A 20842-nucleotide genomic window follows, 5' to 3' on the forward strand; every position below is an offset into this window, starting at 1 on the left:
GGTCTGCGTCACACGCGGACGAGCATCTTGCCGAGGTTGTCGCCGCGCAGCACGCCGATGAACGCCTCCGGAGCGTTCTCGATGCCGTCCACGATCGTCTCGTCGTAGGACAGCGTGCCGTCGCGCAGCCAGCCCGAGACGTCGCGCACGAACGCCGCCCGTACGTCGTTGTGGTCGTTGACCAGGAAGCCGCGCAGGGTGAGCCGCTTGCCGATGACCAGCGCCAGGTTGCGCGGGGCGGCCGGCGGCTCGGTGGCGTTGTACTGCGAGATCATGCCGCAGATGGCCGCCCGGCCGTGCAGGTTCATGGCCGAGATCGCGGCCTCCAGGTGGTCACCCCCGACGTTGTCGAAGTAGACGTCGACGCCCTCCGGGGCGGCCGCCCGCAGCGACTCGCGGACCCCGTCGTGGTAGTCGAAGGCGGCGTCGAAGCCCAGCGCCCGCAGCCGCTCGACCTTGGCCGGCGAGCCGGCACTGCCGATCACCCGGCCGGCACCCTTGAGCTTGGCGATCTGGCCGACCAGGCTGCCCACCGCGCCGGCCGCGGCGGAGACGAAGACCGTCTCGCCGGGCTTCATCGCGGCCACCTCCAGCAGACCGGCGTACGCGGTCAACCCGGTCATGCCGAGCACGCTCAGGTACGCGCTGACCGGGGCGATGCTCGGGTCGACGGGGCGGGCCGCGGCGGCGTCGAGCAGCGCGTACTCCCGCCAGCCCAGCCCGTGCAGGACCGTGGTCCCGACGGCGATGTCCGCCGCCTCGCTGGCCACCACCTCACCGATCGCGGCACCGTCGAGCGGCGCGTCGAGCGCGAACGGCGGCACGTACGACTTGACGTCGTTCATCCGTCCGCGCATGTACGGGTCGACGGAGATGTACTGGTTGCGGACCACAATCTGGCCCGGTCCGGGCGTCGGGACCTCGGTCTCGACGAGCCGGAAGGTGTCTTCGGTGGGCCAGCCCTGGGGGCGGCTGGCCAGGTGGATCTCACGGTTGCTGGTCACGGGGTGGTCGTCCTCTCGTCCGCGGATGGGGGCCTGGGGCCGCGAGGTCACGCGGACAGGGTCTCGCGGACGGTCAGGGTCACGTCGACGTTGCCACGGGTGGCGTTGGAGTACGGGCAGACCTGGTGGGCCTGCTCGACGATCTGCTCGGCGACCTCGCGGGGTGCGGCGGGCAGGTCGACGACGAGCTGCACGGTGAGCCCGAAGCCGCCGCTGCCGTTCGGGCCGATGCCCACCTCGGCGCCGACCACGGAACCGGTCACGTCGGCCTTGGCCCGGCGGGCCACCAGCCGCAGCGCGCTGTGGAAGCAGGCCGCGTAACCGGCGGCGAAGAGCTGCTCAGGGTTGGCCGCGCCACCGGCGCCGCCCATCTCCTTCGGCACGGCCAGGTCGAGGGCGAACGTGCCGTCGGAGGTCTCGACGTGGCCGTCCCGGCCGTCGCCGGTGGCGGTCGCGGACGCGGTGTAGACAACCTGCATGGTGGTCACTGCTCCTTCTGTCGGTGGATGGTGTCGGTGACCCGGGTGAGGGTGTCGCGCAGCGCGACGAGTTCGTCGAAGCCAAGCCCGGTGGCCTGCGCGATCCGCAGCGGGACATCGCAGACCCGCTCGCGCAGCGCCCGGCCCTGCTCGGTGAGGCCCACCTCGACCCGCCGCTCGTCACGGGCCGACCGCCGCCGCACCACCAGACCCGCCCCCTCCAGCCGTTTGAGCAGCGGGGAGAGCGTGCCGGAGTCCAGCCGCAGCTCGGTGCCCAACTCGGACACCGTGGGGGCGTCGTCGGGACGCTCCCAGAGCACCAGCAGCGCCAGGTACTGCGGGTAGGTCAGACCGACCTCGTCGAGGATCGGCCGGTAGACGTCGGTCAGTGCGCGCGACGCGGCGTAGAGCGCGAAGCACACCTGCCGGCGCAGCACCAGGTCATCGGTCACCACTGAAAGGTAGCCCACAATTAAGTTGTGCACAACTTATCGGGCTGCGGGACGGCCCAGCAGGCCACCCGGGCGGGTACCTCAGCGATCGCCGAGGTACGCCTCCAACTCCACCTCGACCAGGTGCTCCGGGTCCAGCAGACCGGCCACCACCACCAGGGTGGCCGCCGGCCGGACCGCGCCGAAGACCGCGTTGTGCGCCCGACCCACCTCGTCGGCGTGCAGCCGGTCCGTCACGTACATCCTGGTCCGAACCACATCACCCGGCTCCGCACCCACCTCGGCGAGCGCGGCCAGCCCGATCCGCAGCGCCTGCGCGGTCTGCGCGGCCGCGTCACCGACATGCACCACCCGGCCGTCCACAGTCGCCGTGCAACCGGCCGTCCAGGCCCGCTCACCGGCCCGGACCACCCGGGAGTACCCGTAGCGCTGCTCCCACGGGCCGCCCGACCCCAGCCGGGTCGTCGTCACGCCTCGGCCAGCGTCCGCAGCGCCTCGGCCACAGTGAACGCACCCGCGTAGAGCGCCTTGCCGGCGATCACGCCCTCCACCCCGGCCGACTCCAGGGTCGCCAACGCCCGCAGGTCGTCCAGGGTGGACACCCCACCCGAGGCGATCACCGGCCGGTCCGTACGGGCACACACCTCGCGCAGCAGATCCAGGTTCGGCCCGCGCATCGTGCCGTCCTTGGTGATGTCGGTGACCACGTACCGACTCGCGCCCGCCTTGTCCAACCGCTCCAGCACCTCGTACAGGTCACCACCGTCGCGGGTCCAACCCCGCGCCGACAGGGTGTGACCCCGCACGTCCAACCCGATGGCCACCCGGTCGCCGTACTCCGCGACCACCCGGTCACACCAGACCGGGTCCTCCAGGGCGGCGGTCCCGATGTTCACCCGGGCCGCTCCGGTGCCCAGCGCCGCGCGCAGCGACTCGTCATCACGGATGCCCCCGGAGAGCTCCACCTTCACGTCCAACTGGCGCACCACCTCCGCGAGCAGGTGCGCGTTGGTGCCCCGGCCGAACGCCGCGTCCAGGTCGACCAGGTGGATCCACTCCGCGCCGTCCTGCTGCCAGGCCAGCGCCGCGTCCAACGGGTCGCCGTAGATGCTCTCGCTTCCGACGGCGCCCTGCACGAGCCGGACGGCCCGGCCGTCAGCGACATCCACGGCGGGTAACAGGGTGAGGCTCAAGGTCTTCTCCTCGATCAGGTACGACGGTCCAGGGCGATCACCACGATCGCCGGCAGTACGAGCAGCAGGAGCACGATCAGCGCGATACGCAACGCCAGGTTGTCGACGAACGTCCAGATCAGGATCAACGCCGCGCCGGTGAGCAGCACGATCGCGGCCCGCTCACCCCGAGTGTGCCGGGCCAGCCGCCCGGAGCGACCCCGCCGCAGCCGCGGCGTCAAGCTGCGGACCACAGCGCGACGGCGCTGCCGCCGGGCGACCTGGCGCTGCCGGACCGCCCGCTCCCGGGCCTGCTCCGCCTCCCGCTCCGCCCGCCGGCGGGCGCGCTCCCGGCTCACCGCGACGCCCGCCGCTCGGGCACCGCGCGACGGCGCTCAGTCACCGCTGGGCAACGTGGCGAGCCAGTTGCGCAGCAGCGCGGCACCGGTGTCGGCGGACTTCTCCGGGTGGAACTGGGCCGCCGACAACGAGCCACGCTCCACCGCCGCGACGAAATCCGTGTCGTGGTGGGCGGTGGTCACCGTGGCGCCGGCAGCGGCCAGCGCCGCCGGGTCGCCCATCGCGTACGAGTGGACGAAGTAGAACCGGCTCTGCTCCGTCAACCCGGCGAACAGCACCGACTCCCGCGGCGCCCGAACCGTGTTCCAGCCCATGTGCGGCAACCGGTTGGCGGCCAGCCGGGTCACCCCGCCGGGCAGCAGCCCCAACCCCTTGGTCACCACGCCGTGCTCGTCACCGTGCTCGAAAAGCACCTGCATGCCCACGCAGATGCCGAGCACCGGCCGGCCGGCAGCCACCCGTTCGGCGATCACCGGGCCGGCGCCCAGCGCCTCGATCCCCGCCATGCACGCCGCGTACGCGCCCACACCCGGCACCACCAGACCATCGGCGGCAGCCGCCGCAGCCAGGTCGTCGGTCACCCGGACGTCCGCTCCGGCGGCGGCCAGCGCCCGCTCCGCCGAGCGCAGGTTGCCCGAGCCGTAATCGAGCACCACCACGTCACTCATGTCGTCACCCCGATCACCCGTTCTCCGGCAGCAGCCGCAGCACCCCGGCGACCGTGGCGAGCACCGCGAGCGCCGCGGTGATCAGCACGGCGGCCTTCGGCGCGCCCTGCCGGTAGAGCGACCAGGTGCCGCCCACCAGCACTCCGGCCAGAATCAGCAGCAACGTCGGCAACGCGGCACCCATCAGAGCGCGCCCTTCGTGCTCGGGATCGCTCCGGCGGAACGCGGGTCGATCGAGGTGGCCTCGCGCAACGCGCGGGAGACCGCCTTGAACTGCGCCTCCACCACGTGGTGCGCGTCCGGGTGACCACCCGGCCGGGCCGCCCGCAGCACGTCGACGTGCAGCGTGACACGGGCCGCCTGGCCGAAGGACTCCCAGATGTGCCGGGTCATGCTGGTCGCGTACACCGGCCCGATGTAGGGGGCGAGCACCGGCTCGTCGTGCACCACGTACGGCCGACCGGAGAGGTCCACCGCGGCCCGGACCAGCACCTCGTCCATCGGCACGGTCGCCGAGCCGTACCGCCGGATGCCGGCCTTGTCGCCCAGTGCCTGGTCGAACGCCGCACCCAGGGCGAGCGCGGTGTCCTCGATCGTGTGGTGCGCGTCAATCTCCAGGTCACCCACGGTGCGCACAGTCAGGTCGAAGCCGCCGTGCCGGGCGATCTGGTGCAGCATGTGGTCGTAGAAGCCGACGCCGGTGCTGATCTCGGCGGCACCGGTGCCGTCGAGATCGATCTCGACGAGGACCTTGGTCTCCTTGGTGATCCGTTCCACCCGGGCGGTCCGACTCATTGCGAAGTCTCCATTGCAGAAAGGAAGGCGTCGGTCTCGGCGGCGGTGCCGGCGGTCACCCGCAGCCAGCCGGGCAGGCCGACGTCACGGACCAGCACCCCCTGCGCCAGCAGGGCGTTCCAGACGACGGTCTGGTCGCCGCCCACCTCGAAGAGCACGAAGTTGGCGTCGCTGTCGGCGACCCGCAACCCCCGCTCGCGCAGCGTCGCCACGATCCGGTCCCGCTGCGCCATGATCGCGCTCACCGTACCGAGAAGGGCGTCGCGGTGGGCCACCGCCGCGCGTGCGGCGGCCTGGGTGAGCGCGGAGAGATGGTACGGCAAACGGACGAGCTGCACCGCCCGCACCACCGCCGGGTCGGCCGCCAGGTAACCCAGCCGGCCACCGGCGAAGCCGAACGCCTTGCTCATCGTCCGGGTGACCACCAGCCGTGGGTGGCCGGGCAGCACCGCGAGGGCGCTGACCGTCCCGGGTCGGGCGAACTCGGCGTACGCCTCGTCGACGACCACCATGCCGGGCGCGACGTCGAGCACCGCGGCGATCACCGCCGGGTCCAGTGCCGTGCCGGTGGGGTTGTTCGGCGAGCAGAGGAAGACAACGTCCGGCCGGTGCTCGCGGACCTGGACGACCGCCTCCTCGGCGGTCAACCCGAAGTCGACGCCGCGCGCGGCGGGCACCCACCGGGTGCTGGTGCCGAGGGCCAGCAGCGGGTGCATCGAGTACGCCGGAACGAAGCCGAGCGCGGTGCGCCCCGGCCCGCCGAACGCCTGGAGCAGCTGCTGCTGGATCTCGTTGGAGCCGTTGGCCGCCCACACCTGCTCGACGGTGAGGCCGTGCCCCAGATATTCGGCCAGGTCGGCGCGGAGCGCCACCGCGTCCCGGTCCGGGTAGCGGTTCAGCTCGCGCAGCTCGGCCGCGAGCGCCTTGCCGATGGCCTCGACCACCGGCTCCGGCACCGGGTGGGAATTCTCGTTGGTGTTGAGCCGCACCGGCACGTCCAACTGCGGCGCCCCGTACGGCGACAGCCCCCGCAGGTCGGCCCGGATCGGCAGATCGTCCAGGCTGGTCACGCCGGTCCTCCTACCGGGAAACGGGCCTGGACAGCCTGGCCGTGCGCGGGCAGGTCCTCCACGTTGGCCAGCGTGACCACGTGCGGGGCCACCTCGCGCAGCGCTGCCTCGGTGTATTCGATCAGGTGCACGCCGCGCAGGAAGGACTGCACGGACAGGCCGGAGGAGTGCCGGGCGCAGCCGCCGGTGGGCAACACGTGGTTGGAGCCGGCGCAGTAGTCGCCGAGCGACACCGGCGACCAGGCGCCCACGAAGATCGCTCCGGCGTTGCGGACCCGCAGCGCCCACTCCCGGGCGTCCACCGTCTGGATCTCCAGGTGCTCGGCCGCGTACGCGTCGACCACCCGCAGCCCCGCCTCGAGGTCGTCGACCAGGACCACGCCGCTCTGCTCACCGGTCAGCGCCGTGGTGACCCGCTCGGTGTGCTTGGTCGCCGGAACCTGCCGGGCCAACTCCGCCTCGACCGCCTCGACCAGCGCCACCGACGGGGTGACCAGCACGCTCGCGGCCAGCGGGTCGTGCTCGGCCTGACTGATCAGGTCGGCGGCCACGTGCGCCGGGTCGGCGGTGTCGTCGGCCAGGATGGCGATCTCGGTCGGCCCCGCCTCGGCGTCGATGCCGACCACGCCGCGCAGCAGCCGCTTGGCGGCGGTCACCCAGATGTTGCCGGGGCCCGTGATCAGGTCGACGGGGTCGCACCGCAGCTCCCCCGCCGGGTCCACCGCCGCGCCGTACGCCAGCATCGCCACCGCCTGGGCCCCGCCCACGGCGTAGACCTCGTCGACGCCGAGCAGCGCGCACGCGGCGAGCACGCGGGGATCGGGCAGGCCGCCGTTGTCCTTCTGCGGCGGGCTGGCCACCACCAGCGAGCGCACCCCGGCCGCCTGGGCGGGCACCACGTTCATCACCACTGTCGACGGGTACATCGCCAGGCCACCGGGCACGTAGAGGCCGACCCGGTCGACTGGCAGCCACCGCTCGGTGACAGTGCCGCCGGGCACCACCTTCGTGGTGTGGTCGGTGCGCCGCTGGTCGGCGTGGACCCGACGGGCCCGGGCGATGGACTCCAGCAGCGCGGCACGCACCGCCGGGTCGAGCACCCCCTCCGCCTCGGTGATCGCTTCGACCGGCACCCGCAGCACCTCGGGGGAGATGCCGTCGAACCGAACGCTGGCCTCCCGGATCGCTGGGTACCCATGCTCACGGACCGCCTCCACCAGGGGCCGGATGCGCTCGACGGCGACGGACACGTCGAGCTGGGCACGGGGCAGCAGGCGGCGCGGGTCACCGAGACCGTCGCGCAGGTCGATCCGATTCAGCACCCTTGCGAGTCTAGGCGGCCGGCTCGACGTCCACCCGAGCCGCCCGTCCGCCGGGACGGTGAGCCGGGCCACGCCCCCGGTGCCGAGATTGGTTAGGCTCGACCATGTGACCGCACGGCTGCCGGTGTTCCCGCTCGCAACGGTGCTCTTTCCCGGGTTGGTGCTGCCGCTGCACATCTTCGAGGAGCGCTACCGGGCGCTGGTCCGGCACCTGGTCGGCCTGCCCGAGGGTGCCCCGCGCGAGTTCGGCGTGGTGGCCATCCAGGCCGGCTGGGAGGTCGCGCCCGCCGGCGCCCCGGCCACGTCGAGCGTCGGCGAGGTGACGCTGCACGAGGTGGGCTGCACCGCCGAGCTGCGCCAGGTGACCGAGTTGGCCGACGGCGGTTTCGACATCGTCACGGTCGGCCGCCGCCGGTTCCGCATCGCCGAGGTCGACGACAGCGCCGAGCCCTACCTGACCGCCGACGTCGAGTGGCTGCCCGACCCGGGCGGCCCGGACGAGGTGGCCGACCTGCTGGCCGCCCGGGTGATCGCGGTGTTCCGGCAGTACCTCGGCCTGATCCGGTCCGACCCGGAGGAGATCTCCGAGCAGTTGCCGGAGGACCCGACAGTGCTCTCACACCTGGTGGCGGCGACCGCGGCGCTCACCGTCGACGACCGGCAACGGCTGCTGGCGATCGACGACACCGCCTCCCGGCTCCGCGCCGAGCTGCGGTTGCTCAACCGCGAGGCGGCTCTGCTGCGTCAGGTGCGGGCGGTTCCGGTGCCGCTGTCGGAGCTGGCGTCCCCGCCGACACCCAACTGAAATCCCCCGGCTCGGGCTCCGGGCGTAGCCCCGGCCACCGCGACCAGCCGGCCAGCAGGGTGTACATGACCGCGGCCCCGAACGCCGGCAGCAGCAGGTTGCCGTGCGGCACCGGCAGCACGCCGAGCAGCCAGTCCACTCCACCGGCCCGCAGGTCGGCGGGTTTGCTGAAGGCCTGTCCGGCCGGGGCGGTCGCCAGCAGTCGGTCGAAGGTGCCCAGACCGATCCGCCGTCCCACCTGCCAGGCCACCGGCGCGGCGGCCAGGGTGCCGAGCACCGCGGCGAGCAACCCGACCGGGCCGCGCCGCCGACGCAGCACGAACCACAGGGTGAGCGCCACGAGCAGCCCGAAGGCGAGCCCGAGCAGGCTGAACCACCCGTCGGCGGCGATCGGCTGCTCCGGTTGCGGCTCGGCGTAGATCGCCCCCTCGGCGGTCTTGAGTACCGGGGTGTCCGGCGCGAGCGCGGCCCAGAGCAGCCCGAGCGGCACACCCAGCGCGGCCAGCGCGAGCACGGCGCCAAGCACCGTCGCCAGGGCACGCAGCGGACGACGCGGTTCGTCGAACCGAAGCTCCAGCGAGCTCTGGTACGCCGCCGAGGCCGGCGGTTGGCCCGGACCGAACTCGCCCGGCGCGGTCCCGGCCGACGGGTCGACCTCCGCCGGTTTCGCGTCCGGCGTACGGGGTGGCGCGGGTTGGTCGGGCTCGTCGACGGGCCGCTCACGGTCGGGGTTGTCCGGGCTCACCCGATGATCCTCTCAGGCCCGGTGCACGGTCGGGGCTCCGGTGGCGGCAGTCCAGCTCACCGGGCGAACGGCTCCACCATCATCGCCGCGGCCCGCAGCCACGCCTGCCGCGTCTCCGGCTGGAGCTGGTGGTACTCGATCGACGACCCGGTCTCCAGAGCCGGGTCGTACGGGACGACGGCCACGCCCCGGGTACGGGTGGCGAAGTGCCGCTCCAGGTCGTCCTGGAGCGTCGAGCGACCCGGGGTCGGGCAGGAGATGAGGGTGATCGCGTTGTCCGCCAACTCGCCCATGCCCTCCTCGTGCAGCAGGTCGAGCATCCAGTCCGCGCTGAACGCCGCGTCCTCCCGGGGCACTGTGGTCACCACCAGCTGGTCGGCGGCCTGCATCACGGTGCGCCAGTTGGGGCTCTCCACGTTGTTGCCGGTGTCCACGCAGACCACGTCGTGGGTGCGCCGCAGCAGCTCCAGCACCCGTCGGACGGTGAACTGGTCCAGTCGCTGGGCGAAGCGCGGGCTCTCCTCGCCGGCCAGCACGTCGTACGAGCCGTCGGAGGCGTGCCGCAGGTAGTCGTCCAGCCGGTCCAGCAGGGTCGCGCCCTCCAGGATCTCGATCTGGGCCAGGTCGCTGATCAGGTGCCGGATCGTCCGGGCGTGCCGGGCGCTGCCGGCGCGCAGGCCGAGGGTGCCACGCAGCTCGTTGTCGTCCCAGGCCAGCACGCCCTTGCCGCGGACGCTGCCGACCGTCGCCGCGGCGAGCACGGTGGCGGTCGTCTTGTGCACCCCGCCCTTGGGGTTGGCGAAGGCGAACACCCGGGGCGTGCCCAGGTCGCGTTGGAGCACTCCGTTGGCGCGCTCCTGCTCCTGGTCAACGGCCGGTGGGCGCCATTCGATCCGGGTCGGGTAGGCACGTTCGGCGACCGCCGAGCCGACCGCCGGGGCGGGTGGTGGCGGGACGGGCGGCGTGACTGGCACGGCGACCGGCGGCGCAGGCGATGGGGCGACCGGCGGGGGCGGTGGCGCGGCGGCCGGGTAGCCGGTCTCCGGCTGGTAACCGGTCTCCAGCAGGGCGTACCGCGATTCCACCGGCGGGTCGCCCGGTCGGTAGCCGTTGTCCAGCAACGCGTAGCGCGACGGGACCGGGTCGGGGCCGCGTGCCGGCGGCTCGGGCTCGGCCCGGTACGTCGGCTCGGCCCGGTGGTCCGGCTCGGCCCGGTAACCCGGGTCAGCCCGATAGTCCGGCTCGGCCCGGTAGCCGGGCGTGGCGAGGTAGTCCGGCTCAGGGCGGTAGCCCGGCTCGGCCCGGTAGCCGGGCTCAGCGCGGTAGTCCGGCTGCTCGGTCCGGTACGCCGGCTCCGCTCGATAGTCCGGCTCGGCCCGATAACCCGGCTCGGTCCGGTACGCGGGCTCGGCCCGGTAGTCCGGCTCGGCCCGGTACGCGGGCTCGGCCCGGTACGCGGGGTCGACGCGGTAGGTCGCCTCGGCCCGGTAACCGGGCTCCGCTCCGTACGACAGGTCGGCCGGATGCCCGATGGCGGGTGCCCGCCCGGCGTAGCCGTTGGGGGCCGCACGCCGTGGCAGCGGGTCCGGCGGCGGTTCCTCGCCGCGCCGCTCCGGCTCGGTCTGCTCCGCGCCGCGACCGCCCAGCCGGGCACGGTCCAACAGCGCGCGCCACCGCGGCGCTGGTTCGGCCGGCCGGCCCCAGCCGGTCTCACTGCCCTCCACGGCCCGCCCTCCCAGCGCCATCGATCTCTGTCTGACAGGCTACGAACCCAACCCTATTCGGACCACACCTCAGAGCGCACACCAGCCGGTGCAGATCACGACGACGGCGGTGGCGGCGACGGCTCGGTGAGGATGGCGTCCGGCGAGGTGGTGACACTCGGCGGCGCCGACTCGGTGGGCTCCGGCTTCGACGGTTCGGGTGACGGAATGGTCACGACTGGTGCAGGTTCCGACGATTCGCCCACGGGGGGCGACGGCGCCGGTGCACTGATCACCGGCGCTGGCCGCTCGGACCGGGTCGGTGCGGGGCTCGGCCCGGTGTCGACCGGCGGGCGCACCACGTCACGCTGCTCGGGCAGGGGCGGCGTGAAGACCGTCCGGTCCAGCCGGTACACCTCGGGGGCGGGGTCGACCGCCCGTACATCCGGCCGGGCCGCGACACCGCGCAGCGCCACCGGCGTCGCGCGAACCACCGCCGCGTAGACGCAGGCGCAGCCGGTGCGGTACGCGGCCGCCTCGGCGGCGGCCACCTCGGCGCCGCTGGCGTACTGCTCCCGCAACTCCCGCTCGCCCACCCCGTCGCCGTCGACCGCGGCGGCCCTGGCCCGGTAGTCGGCGGCCTCGGTCTCCTTGCGGGCCGCCACCTGTTCCATCCCGGCGACCACGTCGTCGGGCACCCGCAGCGCGGGGATCTTGACGATCTCGGTCTGCCGGCCGGGCAGCGGAACCCGCCCGAAGACGGTCGAGACCCCGACGTCGCCGAGCACCGTCGCCAGCCGCTGCGGAGGCAGGTACGCGTCGAGCGTGACCAGCGCGTACGTCCCGTCCTCGGCCGCCGGGGCGGATGCGGGCAGCGCGGCCAGGTCGGCCGCGGCGGACCGCAGGTAGCCGGGGACGGAGTCGCCGTCGGCAACACCGACCCGGGTCACCTCGCCGACAGTCCGGTCGCCGACCGGAGTGTCGTCGACGGCCCAGACGGCGGTGCCCAACACCGCCGCCGCGGAGAGCACCGCGGCCCAACTGAGCACGCCGGAGCGCGCCGACCGGTCACCCAGCCGGGCCACGGCCCGGGTCAGCGGCGGCAGCAACCGCTGGTCCAGCTGCCGCAGCAGGTTGCCGGCGCGCACGGGCGGGATCCCCTCTGTGGAACGGTGTCGGGCGGTCGCCGCTCAGTCACGCAGGATCTGAAGCGCACGGTCCAGGTCGTCAGGGTAGTCGCTGACGAACCGGACCTCGTCCCCCGTTCGGGGGTGCAGAAAGCTCAGTTCGCGGGCGTGCAGCCACTGTCGGGCCAGGCCGAGACGGGCCGAGAGGGTGGGATCGGCGCCGTAGGTGAGGTCACCCACACAGGGGTGCCGCATGGTGGAGAAGTGCACCCGGATCTGGTGCGTCCGGCCGGTCTCCAACCGGACGTCGACCAGGCTCGCCGCCGGGAACGCCTCCAGGGTGTCGTAGTGGGTGATGCTCGGCTTGCCGCCGGAGACCACCGCCCAGCGGTAGTCGTGGGTGGGGTGCCTGTCGATCGGCGCGTCAACGGTGCCGCGCAGCGGGTCCAGGTGGCCCTGCACCACCGCGTGGTAGCCCTTGTCGACCTCGCGGTACTTGAAGGCCCGCTTCAACGCCGTGTACGCCTGCTCGCTCTTGGCCACCACCATGATCCCGGTGGTGCCCACGTCGAGCCGGTGCACCACGCCCTGGCGCTCGGCGGCGCCACTGGTGGAGATGCGGTGCCCGATCGCGGCGAGCGCGCCGATCACCGTCGGCCCGGTCCACCCGGGGCTCGGGTGCGCGGCCACCCCGACCGGCTTGTCGACCACGACGATGTCGTCGTCGGCGTAGACGACCCGCAGGCCGGGCACCGCCTGCGGCACCACAGTCGGCGGTGCGACCGGGGCGGGCAGCGTGACGTCCAGCCAGGAGCCGGCCTTGACCTTGTGCGAGTTGGGCCGGGTGGAGCCGTCGACCAGCGCGTCCCCGGCGTCGACCAGGGCCGCGGCGGCGGTGCGGGAGAGCCCGAACAGGCGGGACACGGCCTGGTCCAGGCGCATGCCGTCGAGGCCGTCCGGAACCGGAAGGGAACGGTGGTCGCCGCCAGCGGCGAACGCGGAGGTCATGCCCGCTCCCGCTGCTCGGCGCCCGATGCGGCGGCGTCCGTCGTGGCCGGGTCGCCGTCGCGCCCCGCCCGCCGGCCGTCACGCTGACGGCCGGTCAGCTCCAACAGGACCGCCAGCAGCACGCCGCAGACCAGCGAACTGTCGGCCAGGTTGAACACCGGCCAGACCTGACCGTACGGATCGAAGAGGCTGATCATGTCCACCACGTGCCCGTGGAACGGAGACGGCGCCCGGAAGATCCGGTCGACGAGGTTGCCCAACGCGCCGCCGAGCACCAGGCCGAGCGAGATCGCCCAGGGCAACGAGCGCAGCCGCAGTGCCATCCAGACGATCCAGCCGACCACACCGATGGTGATCAGTGGGAAGACCCAGGTGTGGTCCGAGCCGATGCTCCAGGCCGCGCCGCTGTTGCGGGTCAGGCTCAGGTAGACGAACCCGCCGAGCAGCCGGACCGGCTCCCGGTCGGTCAGCGCGGCCAGCGCGAGGTGCTTGGTGACCAGGTCGGCCAGCAGGGCCACCAGGGCGACTCCGGCGAGAATCGCGACGGCCCGGGGCCGGCGCGTGCCGCCGCCCGGATCGGTGCGGCCGGGTTCGGCGGACGGTACTGCGGTCATGCGCTCCCCATCGACAGTCTTGGCGGTGATCACTCACCGTCTCATCGCCGCCGGGGAACGGACCTCAGCGCCGCTCCTCCAGCTGCTTGCACGTCACACACAGGGTGGCCGACGGGAAGGCGGCGAGGCGCTCGACCGGGATCGGGTTGCCGCACCGCTCGCACCAGCCGTAACCACCCTCGTCGAGGCGCTCCAGAGCGCGCTCCACCTGCGTGATCCGTTCCAGAATGCTGTTGGCGAGAGAGATCTCCTGCTCCCGCTCGAGCGTCTTGGTGCCCGTGTCGGCCTGGTCGTCCCCGGCCGAGTCGGTCAGCCGATCGCGCTGCAGCTCGGTGATCTCACTCAGCGTCTGATCGTACTCGGCACGAAGCTCGTCCCGACGCGCCGCCAGCGCGGCCCGGATCTTCTCGGTCTCCGCCGTGCTGCGGGTGGCCTTCGCCACCGGCTTGCGCCCGGCGGTCCTGGTGTCGGATGGCTTCGCCATGGGTCGCTCCCTCGGCCGGGGAACCGCGCGGTCCGCGGCGCCTGGACAGGGGGCGCCGACCAGGGCGTCCCCTATGTACGAAAAGGGGCGCACGGCGACGATGGCCGCGCACTCCGGAGGTTGGCAAGAATACGGAACGTACAGGCGTCCGACAACGTGCCGCACCGTCGCACCGTTTAACAGCCCCTAGCCCTGCCTAACTGGGGCAAAGGGAACGCTAGCAGATCAATTGGGCACCTCATCCCCGTACTCACCAAACCATCGGGCCAGACGACCCCGCCGACTGACCGCCCGCAACCGCCGTTCCGCCGCGTCCCGCACCCCGGCGGTCGCCACGATCAGCAGACTGTCGCCGGTCTTCAACCGGGTGTCCGGTGCGGGCACGAAGCCCACGCCGTCGCGCAGCACCAGGGTCACCGACGCGCCCAGCGGAAGGCGCAACTCGTCGACGTGCACGCCGGCCAGCCGTGAGCCCGGTGGCACCTCCACCTGGAGCAGGTCCGCCCGCATTCGCTCCAGCGGCGCGGTCTCCACGTGGATCTCGGCGGCCTCGGCCGGCGCGGTCACCCGCAACCGGCGGGCGAACGACCCCAGCGTCCCGGTCTGCACCAGCGTGAAGATCACCACCAGCACGAAGACCACGTCGAAGAGCCGCTCCGCGCCGGGCACCCGCTCGGAGAGCGGAATGGTGGCCAGCACGATCGGCACCGCGCCGCGCAGCCCGGCCCAGGACAGAAACGCCTGTTCTCGAAGGCCGACCCGGAACGGCAACGCCGAGACGGCCACCGACAACGGTCGGGCCAGGAGCACCAGAGCCAGCCCGGCGACCACCGCGGGCAGCACCGCCGCGTCCAGCCGGCCCGGCGAGGCCAGCAACCCGAGCAGCACGAACAACCCGATCTGGGCGAGCCAGGCCAGCCCGTCCGCGAAACCGAGAATCGCCTGCCGGTGCGACAGGCGGGCGTTGCCCAGCAGCACCCCTGCCACATAGACGGCGAGGAAGCCCGAGGCGTGCAGAACCGCCCCCGCGGCGTACGCCAGCACTGTGATGCCCACCGCGGCGATCGGGTAGAGCCCGGCCGAGGGCAGCGCCGCCCGGCGCAGCGCCCAGGTGCCGGCGACGCCCGCGGCCACGCCCACCGCCGCGCCGACGCCCAGCTCGTAGCAGACCAGCGCGGCCTCGTACCACCACGGGTGCGAGAAGCCCTCGTGGGACAGCAGCACCACCAGCAGCACCACCGGGGCGTCGTTCATCCCCGACTCGGCCTCCAGGGTCGCCACCAGCCGGGGCGGCAACCGCAGTCGGCGCAGGGTGGCGAAGACGGCCGCCGCGTCGGTGGACGAGAGCACCGCGCCGTAGAGCAGCGCCAACCGCCAGTCCAACCCCAGCAGCAGGTGCACGGCGACGCCGACCACCACGATGCTGACGATCACGCCGACCGTGGAGAGCGCGGAGGCCAGCCCGAGCACCGGACGCAGCGTGGTCCACCGGGCGGTGAGGCCGCCCTCCGCGATGATCACGATCAGCGCGCAGAAGCCGAGGGTCCGGGTCAGCTCGACGTCGTCGAAACGGATGCCCAGCCCGCCCTCGCCGATCGCCACGCCCAACGCCAGGTAGACCAGGAGGCTGGGCACGCCGAGCCGGGTGGACAGTCGCACCGCGCCGACAGCGACCAGCAGCACTGCCGCACCGAGCAGCAGCGCGATATCCAACCCGGGCGTCACGGCTGCCTTGCCTGGGCTGTCCTCACTCGGCGGATCCGTCGCGCAGGCGGCGCAGCACCTCGGGCAACTCCGGGCCGGGTCGATCGACGAGGAAGAGCTTGTCCCGGCTGGCCGCGCCGGCACGAAGTGACACGGCGGCCGGTCGGACGCCCAACGCGCCGGCCAACGCCCGGCGGGCGGCCTCGGTGGCCCGACCGTCGACGGCCGGGTCGTGGACCGCGATCACGAGGGCGGGCCCGTGCGGGCCGTCGAAGCGGCCACCCACCCGGTCCCGGGAGGCGCCGGGCTTCACCCGTACCGCCACGGTGAGCGTGTCCTGCGCGGGCACCGGGGCCGCTTCAGATCGGCCGGGCGTCGGCGAGGAGAGCGGTCGCCGGCGCGCAGTGCGCGCACGGGGTGAAGCCGAGTTCCACGGCCTCGGCGACCGGCAACGTCTCGGGCTGCCAGCCGATCAGGTGGGGGCAGCCGTCCAGGTGGTAACGGGGGCGGCCGTCGACGACCTCGACGGCGTCGAGCAGTCGGGCCACCCGGGCCGCCTCGGCGGCCGTGATCTGCTGGGCGGCCGGCTCGTCGACCGCCGCGACCGCCGGGTCGAACACGTCGTCGGCCGACGCCGCGATCGGCGACGCCGGGCTGACCGGCCGGGCCCGCGCGGGTGCCCCGTCCGCCGCACTCACCAACGGCGACGCGTCATCGACGTGCGGCGCGTCGACCGGCGACGCCTCATCGACCGGCGGCTCGGGTGGTTGCCGCCACCCGGTGCCGCCGGTACCAAACGTCGAAGGCACATGCTGGACCGGAACCTCCGGCTCGACCAGCGGCGGCCCGTACGCGACACCCGGTGTGGCCTGGCTGGCCGTGCGGGGCGCGTCGGGGTGCTGCCGGTCGGTCCGGCCGGGATCCGCCATGGCGCGGTTGGCGGCTGCCTGGCGGGCGCCCACCACCAACGCCACGGCGGCCAGCAGACTGGCCGCGATGGAGATGACCAACAAGAAGCTGGAGCCACCGGCCAGGCCGAGCACCAGTAGCACCACCGCGACGAGGATGAGCAGAAGACTTGCGACTATCACGGCTCACCCCCGCCGCGTCGAACCGTCCAGGCTGGGCCGGCGACCGTCACCATTGGCGGACAGCGATCGCCGGCCGGTGCTCAGCGTCCGGCTTCGAGGGCGCCGGAGCGCCCGCCGCCGCCGTACGAACCAGCGAGACCCGCTGCGGCCAGCCCGTTGCCGCCGGCGACCCGGCCAGCTTCGGAGCGGGTCATCTCGGCCTCGAGGCCCTGGCCACGACCGTCGAGGTCACGCAGCTGGCTCTCCAGGTACGCCTTGAGCCGGGTGCGGTACTCGCGCTCGAACTGCTTGAGCTCCTCGATGTGCTTCTGCAGCGCCGTGCGCTTGGCGTCCAGGCCGCCCATGGCCTCCTGGTGCCGCTGGCGGGCGTCCCGCTCAAGGGCGTCAGCCTTGGCGCGCGCCTCCCGGGTCACCTCCTCGGCCTTGCTGCGAGCCTCGGACAACAGCTGGTCGGCCTCGCGGCGAGCGTCGGACACGTGGTCGTCGGCGGTGCGCTGGGCCATCATCAGCACGCGCAGGGCCTGCTGCTCACCGTCACCGGTGACGCCGCCGGCCGGGCCGCCGGTCGCGCGGACCTGCTCCAGCTCGGCCTGCATCGCGCGGGCAGCCTGCTCGGCCGCCGACTTGTCGCGCTGCACCCGGTCCAGTTGGGCCTTGACATCGTTGAGCTCCGCCGCGAGTCGGGCGTCGCCGCCGGGGCCGGCGGGGGCACCGCCACGGCCGCCGCGCTCCACCTGGGCGCGCAGCTCGTTGTTCTCCTCGATGAGACGGGCGAGCTCGCGCTCGACCTCATCCAGGAAGGCGTCGACCTCCTCCTCGTCATACCCCCGTTTGCCGATCGGCGGCTTTTTGAAGGCGACGTTGTGGACGTCGGCCGGGGTCAGCGGCATCGAAACTCCTCGGGTCAGTTGCGGCCGCGAAAGCGCGTCGGTCATCAGGCAGATGCCCTGATCGACGGCCCTAACACGAACTCCATCAGCACGAACAGGATAACCAGGAGCACAAGGGAGGCCAGGTCGATGCTCACGGTACCAATTCGCAGCGGAGGGATCACACGCCTCAACGCGTTGAGAGGGGGATCAGTGACGCTCCACACGGATTCCAATCCTGCCGATGCTCCACGCCCCGGTTGCCAGCGACGGCCGTACTGCAGGACGGCGCTCAACACGAACCGGGACAGAAGAAGGAGCAGGAAGACATAAAGGATCAGGTACAACACTTGCAGTAAGATCGACAACACGGTCAGCGACGTCCCTCGGGTCGGGCGGGATCAACTCAGACTGAAAAAGCCGCCCTCAGCGATCTTGGCTTTGTCCTCTGCGGTGACCTGGACGTTAGCCGGTGAGAGCAGGAACACCCGATTGGTCACGCGCTCGATCGTACCGCGCAGGCCGAACGCCAGTCCGGCGGCGAAGTCCACCAGACGGCGGGCATCGGCCTCATCCATCTCGGTGAGATTGATGATCACCGGGACCCCGTCGCGGAAGTGCTCACCGATGGTGCGCGCCTCCCGGTAGGTGGTGGGGTGCAGCGTGGTGATCTGGTAACGCTGCTCCTCCTCGGGAAGGGCCCGCTCGCGCGACGTGACCTGCGGCGCGAGGGCCAGGTTGTCCCGAGTGTGGTAGGTCAACGCACCGGAGGTCTCGCCCGCCGACGAGCGGGTGATCGACCGGACGCTGGACCGCTCGATCCGCTCCGGCCGCTCACCGTCACCGCGTTCGGACTCGCCCAACCGCCCGCTCGACCGGTCGGAGAGTCGACCCCGCCCGCTGTCGCGCGGCCGGGGAGCCGGCGGCTCCTCGGCGTCGTCCTCGTCGTCGTCGGCGAACTCCTCGGCGTACCGGCTCTGCCGGTAACGCGAGTCGCGGTAGCCACCCTTTTCGTAGCCACCGTCGTCGTAGGCCCGCTCGTCGTCTTCTTCGACCAGACCGAGCCAGACCCCCGCCTTGCGCAGTGCACCCATCCCGCGCCCTTCCGTCCGCCGTGCGGCACGCGCCCCCGTGCCATGTCGCCCGTCGCGAGTGGACAACCATGCCCATCGGACCGGAACGGCAATCCCCCGGCGCGCGATTCGCGTCGCGCGCCACGACCCCCGACTAGGAGACGCCCGCCCCTGAAACAACACTGATGTAATTTGCTTGTCTCGCGGTCAGGCTACCGCAGCGTGGGACGCATTCCGAGCAACGCGCTACCGACGCGGACATGTGTCGCGCCGTAACGGATCGCGATTTCGAAATCTCCGCTCATACCGGCGGACAACGCGGTGGCTCCCGGATGGACAGCCCTGAACGCGTCGGCCACCTCCGCGAGCCGGGCGAACGCCCGCTCCGGCTCCCACCCCAGCGGAGCGACCGCCATGAGACCGACCAGACGCAACCCCGGCGCGTCGGCCACCGCCTCGGCCACCGGCTCCAGACCGGCGGCCGGATCCGCCGAGCCGGGCAGGGCTCCGCCCCGGGCCGCGTCGCCGTCGATGCTCACCTGGACCAGAGCGTCGAGCGGCTCCCGCCGGTCGGCGGTGGCGGTGGCCAACGCCCGGGCCAGCCGGACACTGTCGACGGAGTGCACCACGTCGGCGTAGCGGACCACCGAGCGGGCCTTGTTGCGCTGCAACTGGCCGATGAAGTGCCAGCGGGGACGCACCCCGGCGGCAGTCACCTCGGCGGCCTTGCCGGCTGCCTCCTGGTCGCGGTTCTCCCCCATGTCGGTCACCCCGAGCCCGGCCAGCGCCAACACGTCGCTGGCCGGGTAGGTCTTCGTCACCGCGATCATCGTGACCTCGGCGCGGTCCCGCCCGGCCTGCGCGCAGGCGTCATCGATCCGGGTCCGAACCTGGGCCAGACCGGCAGCGAGTTCGGCGTGCCGATCTGGTCGTACCGTGGCTGAGCTGTCGGTCATCGGCGGTGCTCAGGACCCGTTCTTGAGGAAGTCGGGAACGTCCACGTCGTCGAAGAGCACGCGACGCGGCGACTGGGCCGGAGCCGGGTTGGTGGCCGGCGCCGGCGCCGGGGTGCTCTGCGGTGCCGGCTGGTTGGTGTTGGTCTTGCGGGTCGGCTCGGCCGCCTTGTACGCGGGCGTGCCGCCGTCGAAGCCCGCCGCGATGACCGTCACCCGCACCTCGTCACCGAGCGCGTCGTCGATGACCGCACCGAAGATGATGTTGGCGTCCGGGTGGGCCGCGTCGGTGACCAGCTGGGCGGCGTCATTGATCTCGAACAGGCCCAGGTCGGAGCCGCCGGCGATGGAGAGCAGCACGCCCCGCGCGCCGTCCATGCTCTGCTCCAGCAGCGGGCTGGAGATGGCCGCCTCGGCCGCCTCGACCGCGCGGTTCTCGCCGCGGGCGCTGCCGATGCCCATCAACGCGCTGCCGGCGCCGCTCATCACGCTCTTGACGTCGGCGAAGTCCAGGTTGATCAGACCCGGGGTGGTGATCAGGTCGGTGATGCCCTGCACACCCGAGAGCAGCACCTGGTCGGCCGTGCGGAACGCGTCCATCATGCTGATGTTGCGGTCGCCCAGGGCCAGCAGCCGGTCGTTCGGGATGACGATCAGCGTGTCGCACTGGTTGCGGAGCTCGTCTATCCCCGTCTCGGCCTGCACCTGGCGGCGCTTGCCCTCGAAGGAGAACGGCCGGGTCACGACGCCGATGGTCAGCGCGCCGAGCTTGCGGGCGATGTTGGCCACCACGGGCGCGCCGCCGGTGCCGGTGCCGCCGCCCTCGCCGCAGGTCACGAAGACCATGTCGGCGCCCTTGAGCACCTCCTCGATCTCGTCGCGGTGGTCCTCGGCGGCGTTCTTCCCGACGTCCGGGTTGGCCCCGGCCCCCAGGCCACGGGTCAGCTCCCGGCCGACGTCGAGCTTGACGTCGGCGTCGCTCATCAGCAGCGCCTGCGCATCGGTGTTGATCGCGATGAACTCGACGCCCTTGAGCCCAACCTCGATCATCCGGTTGACGGCGTTGACGCCGCCGCCCCCGATGCCGACGACCTTGATGACCGCCAGGTAGTTGTGCGGAGGTGTCATCTCCGGTCCTTTCCTTCGAGATTGGCTTCGGCCGACCGGTTACGGCGTGGCCAGACCAGCGGCCGACGACAGCTGTCACCAACGAGGATCAGGGGTAAACCCTAACCCTCTACTAGAGGCTTACAGTTATGTCAACCACTGAAGCTCTTCGAGGCAACGTAAGCGCCACCACGCGATGAGCCAAGGACCCGGGCGGCGTGTCGCCGCGCGGAGCGC

General features: G+C 72.7%; 26 protein-coding genes. 1 reads left to right on the top strand and 25 read right to left on the bottom strand.

The window, feature by feature from the left end; translation table 11 throughout:
- Positions 1–8 precede the first annotated feature (8 nt).
- The 11 genes from MED15_RS12855 to hisD form a co-directional block, all read right to left on the bottom strand.
- Positions 9–1004, bottom strand: coding sequence for an NADP-dependent oxidoreductase (locus MED15_RS12855; protein WP_112725202.1), 996 nt, complete (start codon positions 1002–1004; stop codon positions 9–11).
- A gap of 47 nt (positions 1005–1051) precedes the next feature.
- Entirely contained in the window at positions 1052–1483 is a 432-nt protein-coding gene (locus MED15_RS12860; protein ID WP_112668570.1) for an organic hydroperoxide resistance protein, read from the bottom strand.
- Between the two features lie 5 nt (positions 1484–1488).
- Positions 1489–1935, bottom strand: a complete 447-nt coding sequence (locus MED15_RS12865; protein WP_112582826.1) for a MarR family winged helix-turn-helix transcriptional regulator — start codon at positions 1933–1935, stop codon at positions 1489–1491.
- A gap of 81 nt (positions 1936–2016) precedes the next feature.
- Positions 2017–2406: a RidA family protein gene (locus MED15_RS12870; protein ID WP_112582733.1), complete on the bottom strand. Its 390-nt coding sequence runs from the start codon at positions 2404–2406 to the stop codon at positions 2017–2019.
- The gene (gene priA, locus MED15_RS12875; protein ID WP_091407754.1) at positions 2403–3128 is read right to left on the bottom strand and encodes a bifunctional 1-(5-phosphoribosyl)-5-((5-phosphoribosylamino)methylideneamino)imidazole-4-carboxamide isomerase/phosphoribosylanthranilate isomerase PriA; all 726 of its coding nucleotides are present in this window, start codon (positions 3126–3128) and stop codon (positions 2403–2405) included. The genes MED15_RS12870 and priA overlap by 4 nt, the downstream gene beginning before the upstream one ends.
- A gap of 14 nt (positions 3129–3142) precedes the next feature.
- Positions 3143–3466, bottom strand: a complete 324-nt coding sequence (locus MED15_RS12880; protein ID WP_091407752.1) for a hypothetical protein — start codon at positions 3464–3466, stop codon at positions 3143–3145.
- 36 nt (positions 3467–3502) lie between these two features.
- Positions 3503–4135 (bottom strand): imidazole glycerol phosphate synthase subunit HisH, encoded by a 633-nt coding sequence (hisH, locus tag MED15_RS12885; protein WP_091407748.1) that lies wholly within the window; start codon positions 4133–4135, stop codon positions 3503–3505.
- A 13-nt stretch (positions 4136–4148) separates the two neighbouring features.
- Positions 4149–4319 carry a hypothetical protein gene (locus MED15_RS33450; RefSeq protein WP_167362522.1) on the bottom strand — a complete coding sequence of 57 codons (171 nt, stop codon included), beginning with the start codon at positions 4317–4319 and terminating at the stop codon, positions 4149–4151.
- Positions 4319–4930: an imidazoleglycerol-phosphate dehydratase HisB gene (gene hisB / locus MED15_RS12890; protein WP_030334475.1), complete on the bottom strand. Its 612-nt coding sequence runs from the start codon at positions 4928–4930 to the stop codon at positions 4319–4321. The genes MED15_RS33450 and hisB overlap by 1 nt, the downstream gene beginning before the upstream one ends.
- The gene (locus MED15_RS12895) at positions 4927–6000 is read right to left on the bottom strand and encodes a histidinol-phosphate transaminase (protein WP_112582735.1); all 1074 of its coding nucleotides are present in this window, start codon (positions 5998–6000) and stop codon (positions 4927–4929) included. The genes hisB and MED15_RS12895 overlap by 4 nt, the downstream gene beginning before the upstream one ends.
- On the bottom strand, positions 5997–7322 hold the full coding sequence (gene hisD / locus MED15_RS12900) for a histidinol dehydrogenase (protein WP_112582736.1): 1326 nt from the start codon (positions 7320–7322) through the stop codon (positions 5997–5999). The genes MED15_RS12895 and hisD overlap by 4 nt, the downstream gene beginning before the upstream one ends.
- A gap of 106 nt (positions 7323–7428) precedes the next feature.
- Between hisD and MED15_RS12905 the strand changes: the two genes are divergently transcribed.
- Positions 7429–8127 (top strand): LON peptidase substrate-binding domain-containing protein, encoded by a 699-nt coding sequence (locus MED15_RS12905; protein WP_112582737.1) that lies wholly within the window; start codon positions 7429–7431, stop codon positions 8125–8127.
- On the opposite strand, the gene MED15_RS12910 is transcribed toward MED15_RS12905, so the two are convergent.
- From MED15_RS12910 to ftsZ, 14 genes are all read right to left on the bottom strand, one after another.
- Positions 8042–8872, bottom strand: a complete 831-nt coding sequence (locus tag MED15_RS12910; RefSeq protein WP_112603515.1) for a DUF2567 domain-containing protein — start codon at positions 8870–8872, stop codon at positions 8042–8044. The genes MED15_RS12905 and MED15_RS12910 overlap by 86 nt on opposite strands.
- Positions 8873–8928: 56 nt before the next feature.
- Positions 8929–10596, bottom strand: coding sequence for a MinD/ParA family ATP-binding protein (locus MED15_RS12915; protein WP_425271079.1), 1668 nt, complete (start codon positions 10594–10596; stop codon positions 8929–8931).
- Positions 10597–10691: 95 nt separating this feature from the next.
- Positions 10692–11723 carry a hypothetical protein gene (locus MED15_RS12920; RefSeq protein WP_112582740.1) on the bottom strand — a complete coding sequence of 344 codons (1032 nt, stop codon included), beginning with the start codon at positions 11721–11723 and terminating at the stop codon, positions 10692–10694.
- 42 nt (positions 11724–11765) lie between these two features.
- Positions 11766–12710, bottom strand: coding sequence for an RluA family pseudouridine synthase (locus tag MED15_RS12925; protein WP_112700067.1), 945 nt, complete (start codon positions 12708–12710; stop codon positions 11766–11768).
- Positions 12707–13324 carry a signal peptidase II gene (gene lspA / locus MED15_RS12930; protein WP_112603533.1) on the bottom strand — a complete coding sequence of 206 codons (618 nt, stop codon included), beginning with the start codon at positions 13322–13324 and terminating at the stop codon, positions 12707–12709. Before lspA ends, MED15_RS12925 begins: the two co-directional genes overlap by 4 nt.
- Positions 13325–13388: 64 nt before the next feature.
- Entirely contained in the window at positions 13389–13808 is a 420-nt protein-coding gene (locus tag MED15_RS12935; RefSeq protein WP_091407724.1) for a TraR/DksA family transcriptional regulator, read from the bottom strand.
- Between the two features lie 225 nt (positions 13809–14033).
- Positions 14034–15533, bottom strand: a complete 1500-nt coding sequence (locus MED15_RS12940) for a potassium/proton antiporter (protein WP_112582741.1) — start codon at positions 15531–15533, stop codon at positions 14034–14036.
- A gap of 22 nt (positions 15534–15555) precedes the next feature.
- A complete protein-coding gene (locus tag MED15_RS12945; protein ID WP_112582742.1) occupies positions 15556–15861 on the bottom strand; it encodes a DUF167 domain-containing protein in 306 nt (101 codons plus the stop codon).
- Between the two features lie 10 nt (positions 15862–15871).
- Positions 15872–16603 carry a hypothetical protein gene (locus tag MED15_RS12950; protein ID WP_112603523.1) on the bottom strand — a complete coding sequence of 244 codons (732 nt, stop codon included), beginning with the start codon at positions 16601–16603 and terminating at the stop codon, positions 15872–15874.
- Between the two features lie 80 nt (positions 16604–16683).
- Complete coding sequence (locus MED15_RS12955; RefSeq protein WP_036411965.1) at positions 16684–17493, bottom strand: DivIVA domain-containing protein; 810 nt, start codon at positions 17491–17493, stop codon at positions 16684–16686.
- Positions 17494–17537: 44 nt separating this feature from the next.
- The gene (locus tag MED15_RS12960) at positions 17538–17843 is read right to left on the bottom strand and encodes a YggT family protein (RefSeq protein ID WP_030334503.1); all 306 of its coding nucleotides are present in this window, start codon (positions 17841–17843) and stop codon (positions 17538–17540) included.
- Between the two features lie 30 nt (positions 17844–17873).
- Positions 17874–18566 (bottom strand): cell division protein SepF, encoded by a 693-nt coding sequence (locus MED15_RS12965; RefSeq protein ID WP_112582744.1) that lies wholly within the window; start codon positions 18564–18566, stop codon positions 17874–17876.
- A 191-nt stretch (positions 18567–18757) separates the two neighbouring features.
- Positions 18758–19501 carry a YggS family pyridoxal phosphate-dependent enzyme gene (locus tag MED15_RS12970; protein WP_112700068.1) on the bottom strand — a complete coding sequence of 248 codons (744 nt, stop codon included), beginning with the start codon at positions 19499–19501 and terminating at the stop codon, positions 18758–18760.
- A gap of 9 nt (positions 19502–19510) precedes the next feature.
- Positions 19511–20626, bottom strand: coding sequence for a cell division protein FtsZ (ftsZ, locus tag MED15_RS12975; protein WP_091407710.1), 1116 nt, complete (start codon positions 20624–20626; stop codon positions 19511–19513).
- Positions 20627–20842 lie beyond the last annotated feature (216 nt).

This window comes from Micromonospora noduli (genome assembly GCF_003264475.1).
GTDB classification, from domain to species: Bacteria; Actinomycetota; Actinomycetes; order Mycobacteriales; family Micromonosporaceae; genus Micromonospora; species Micromonospora noduli.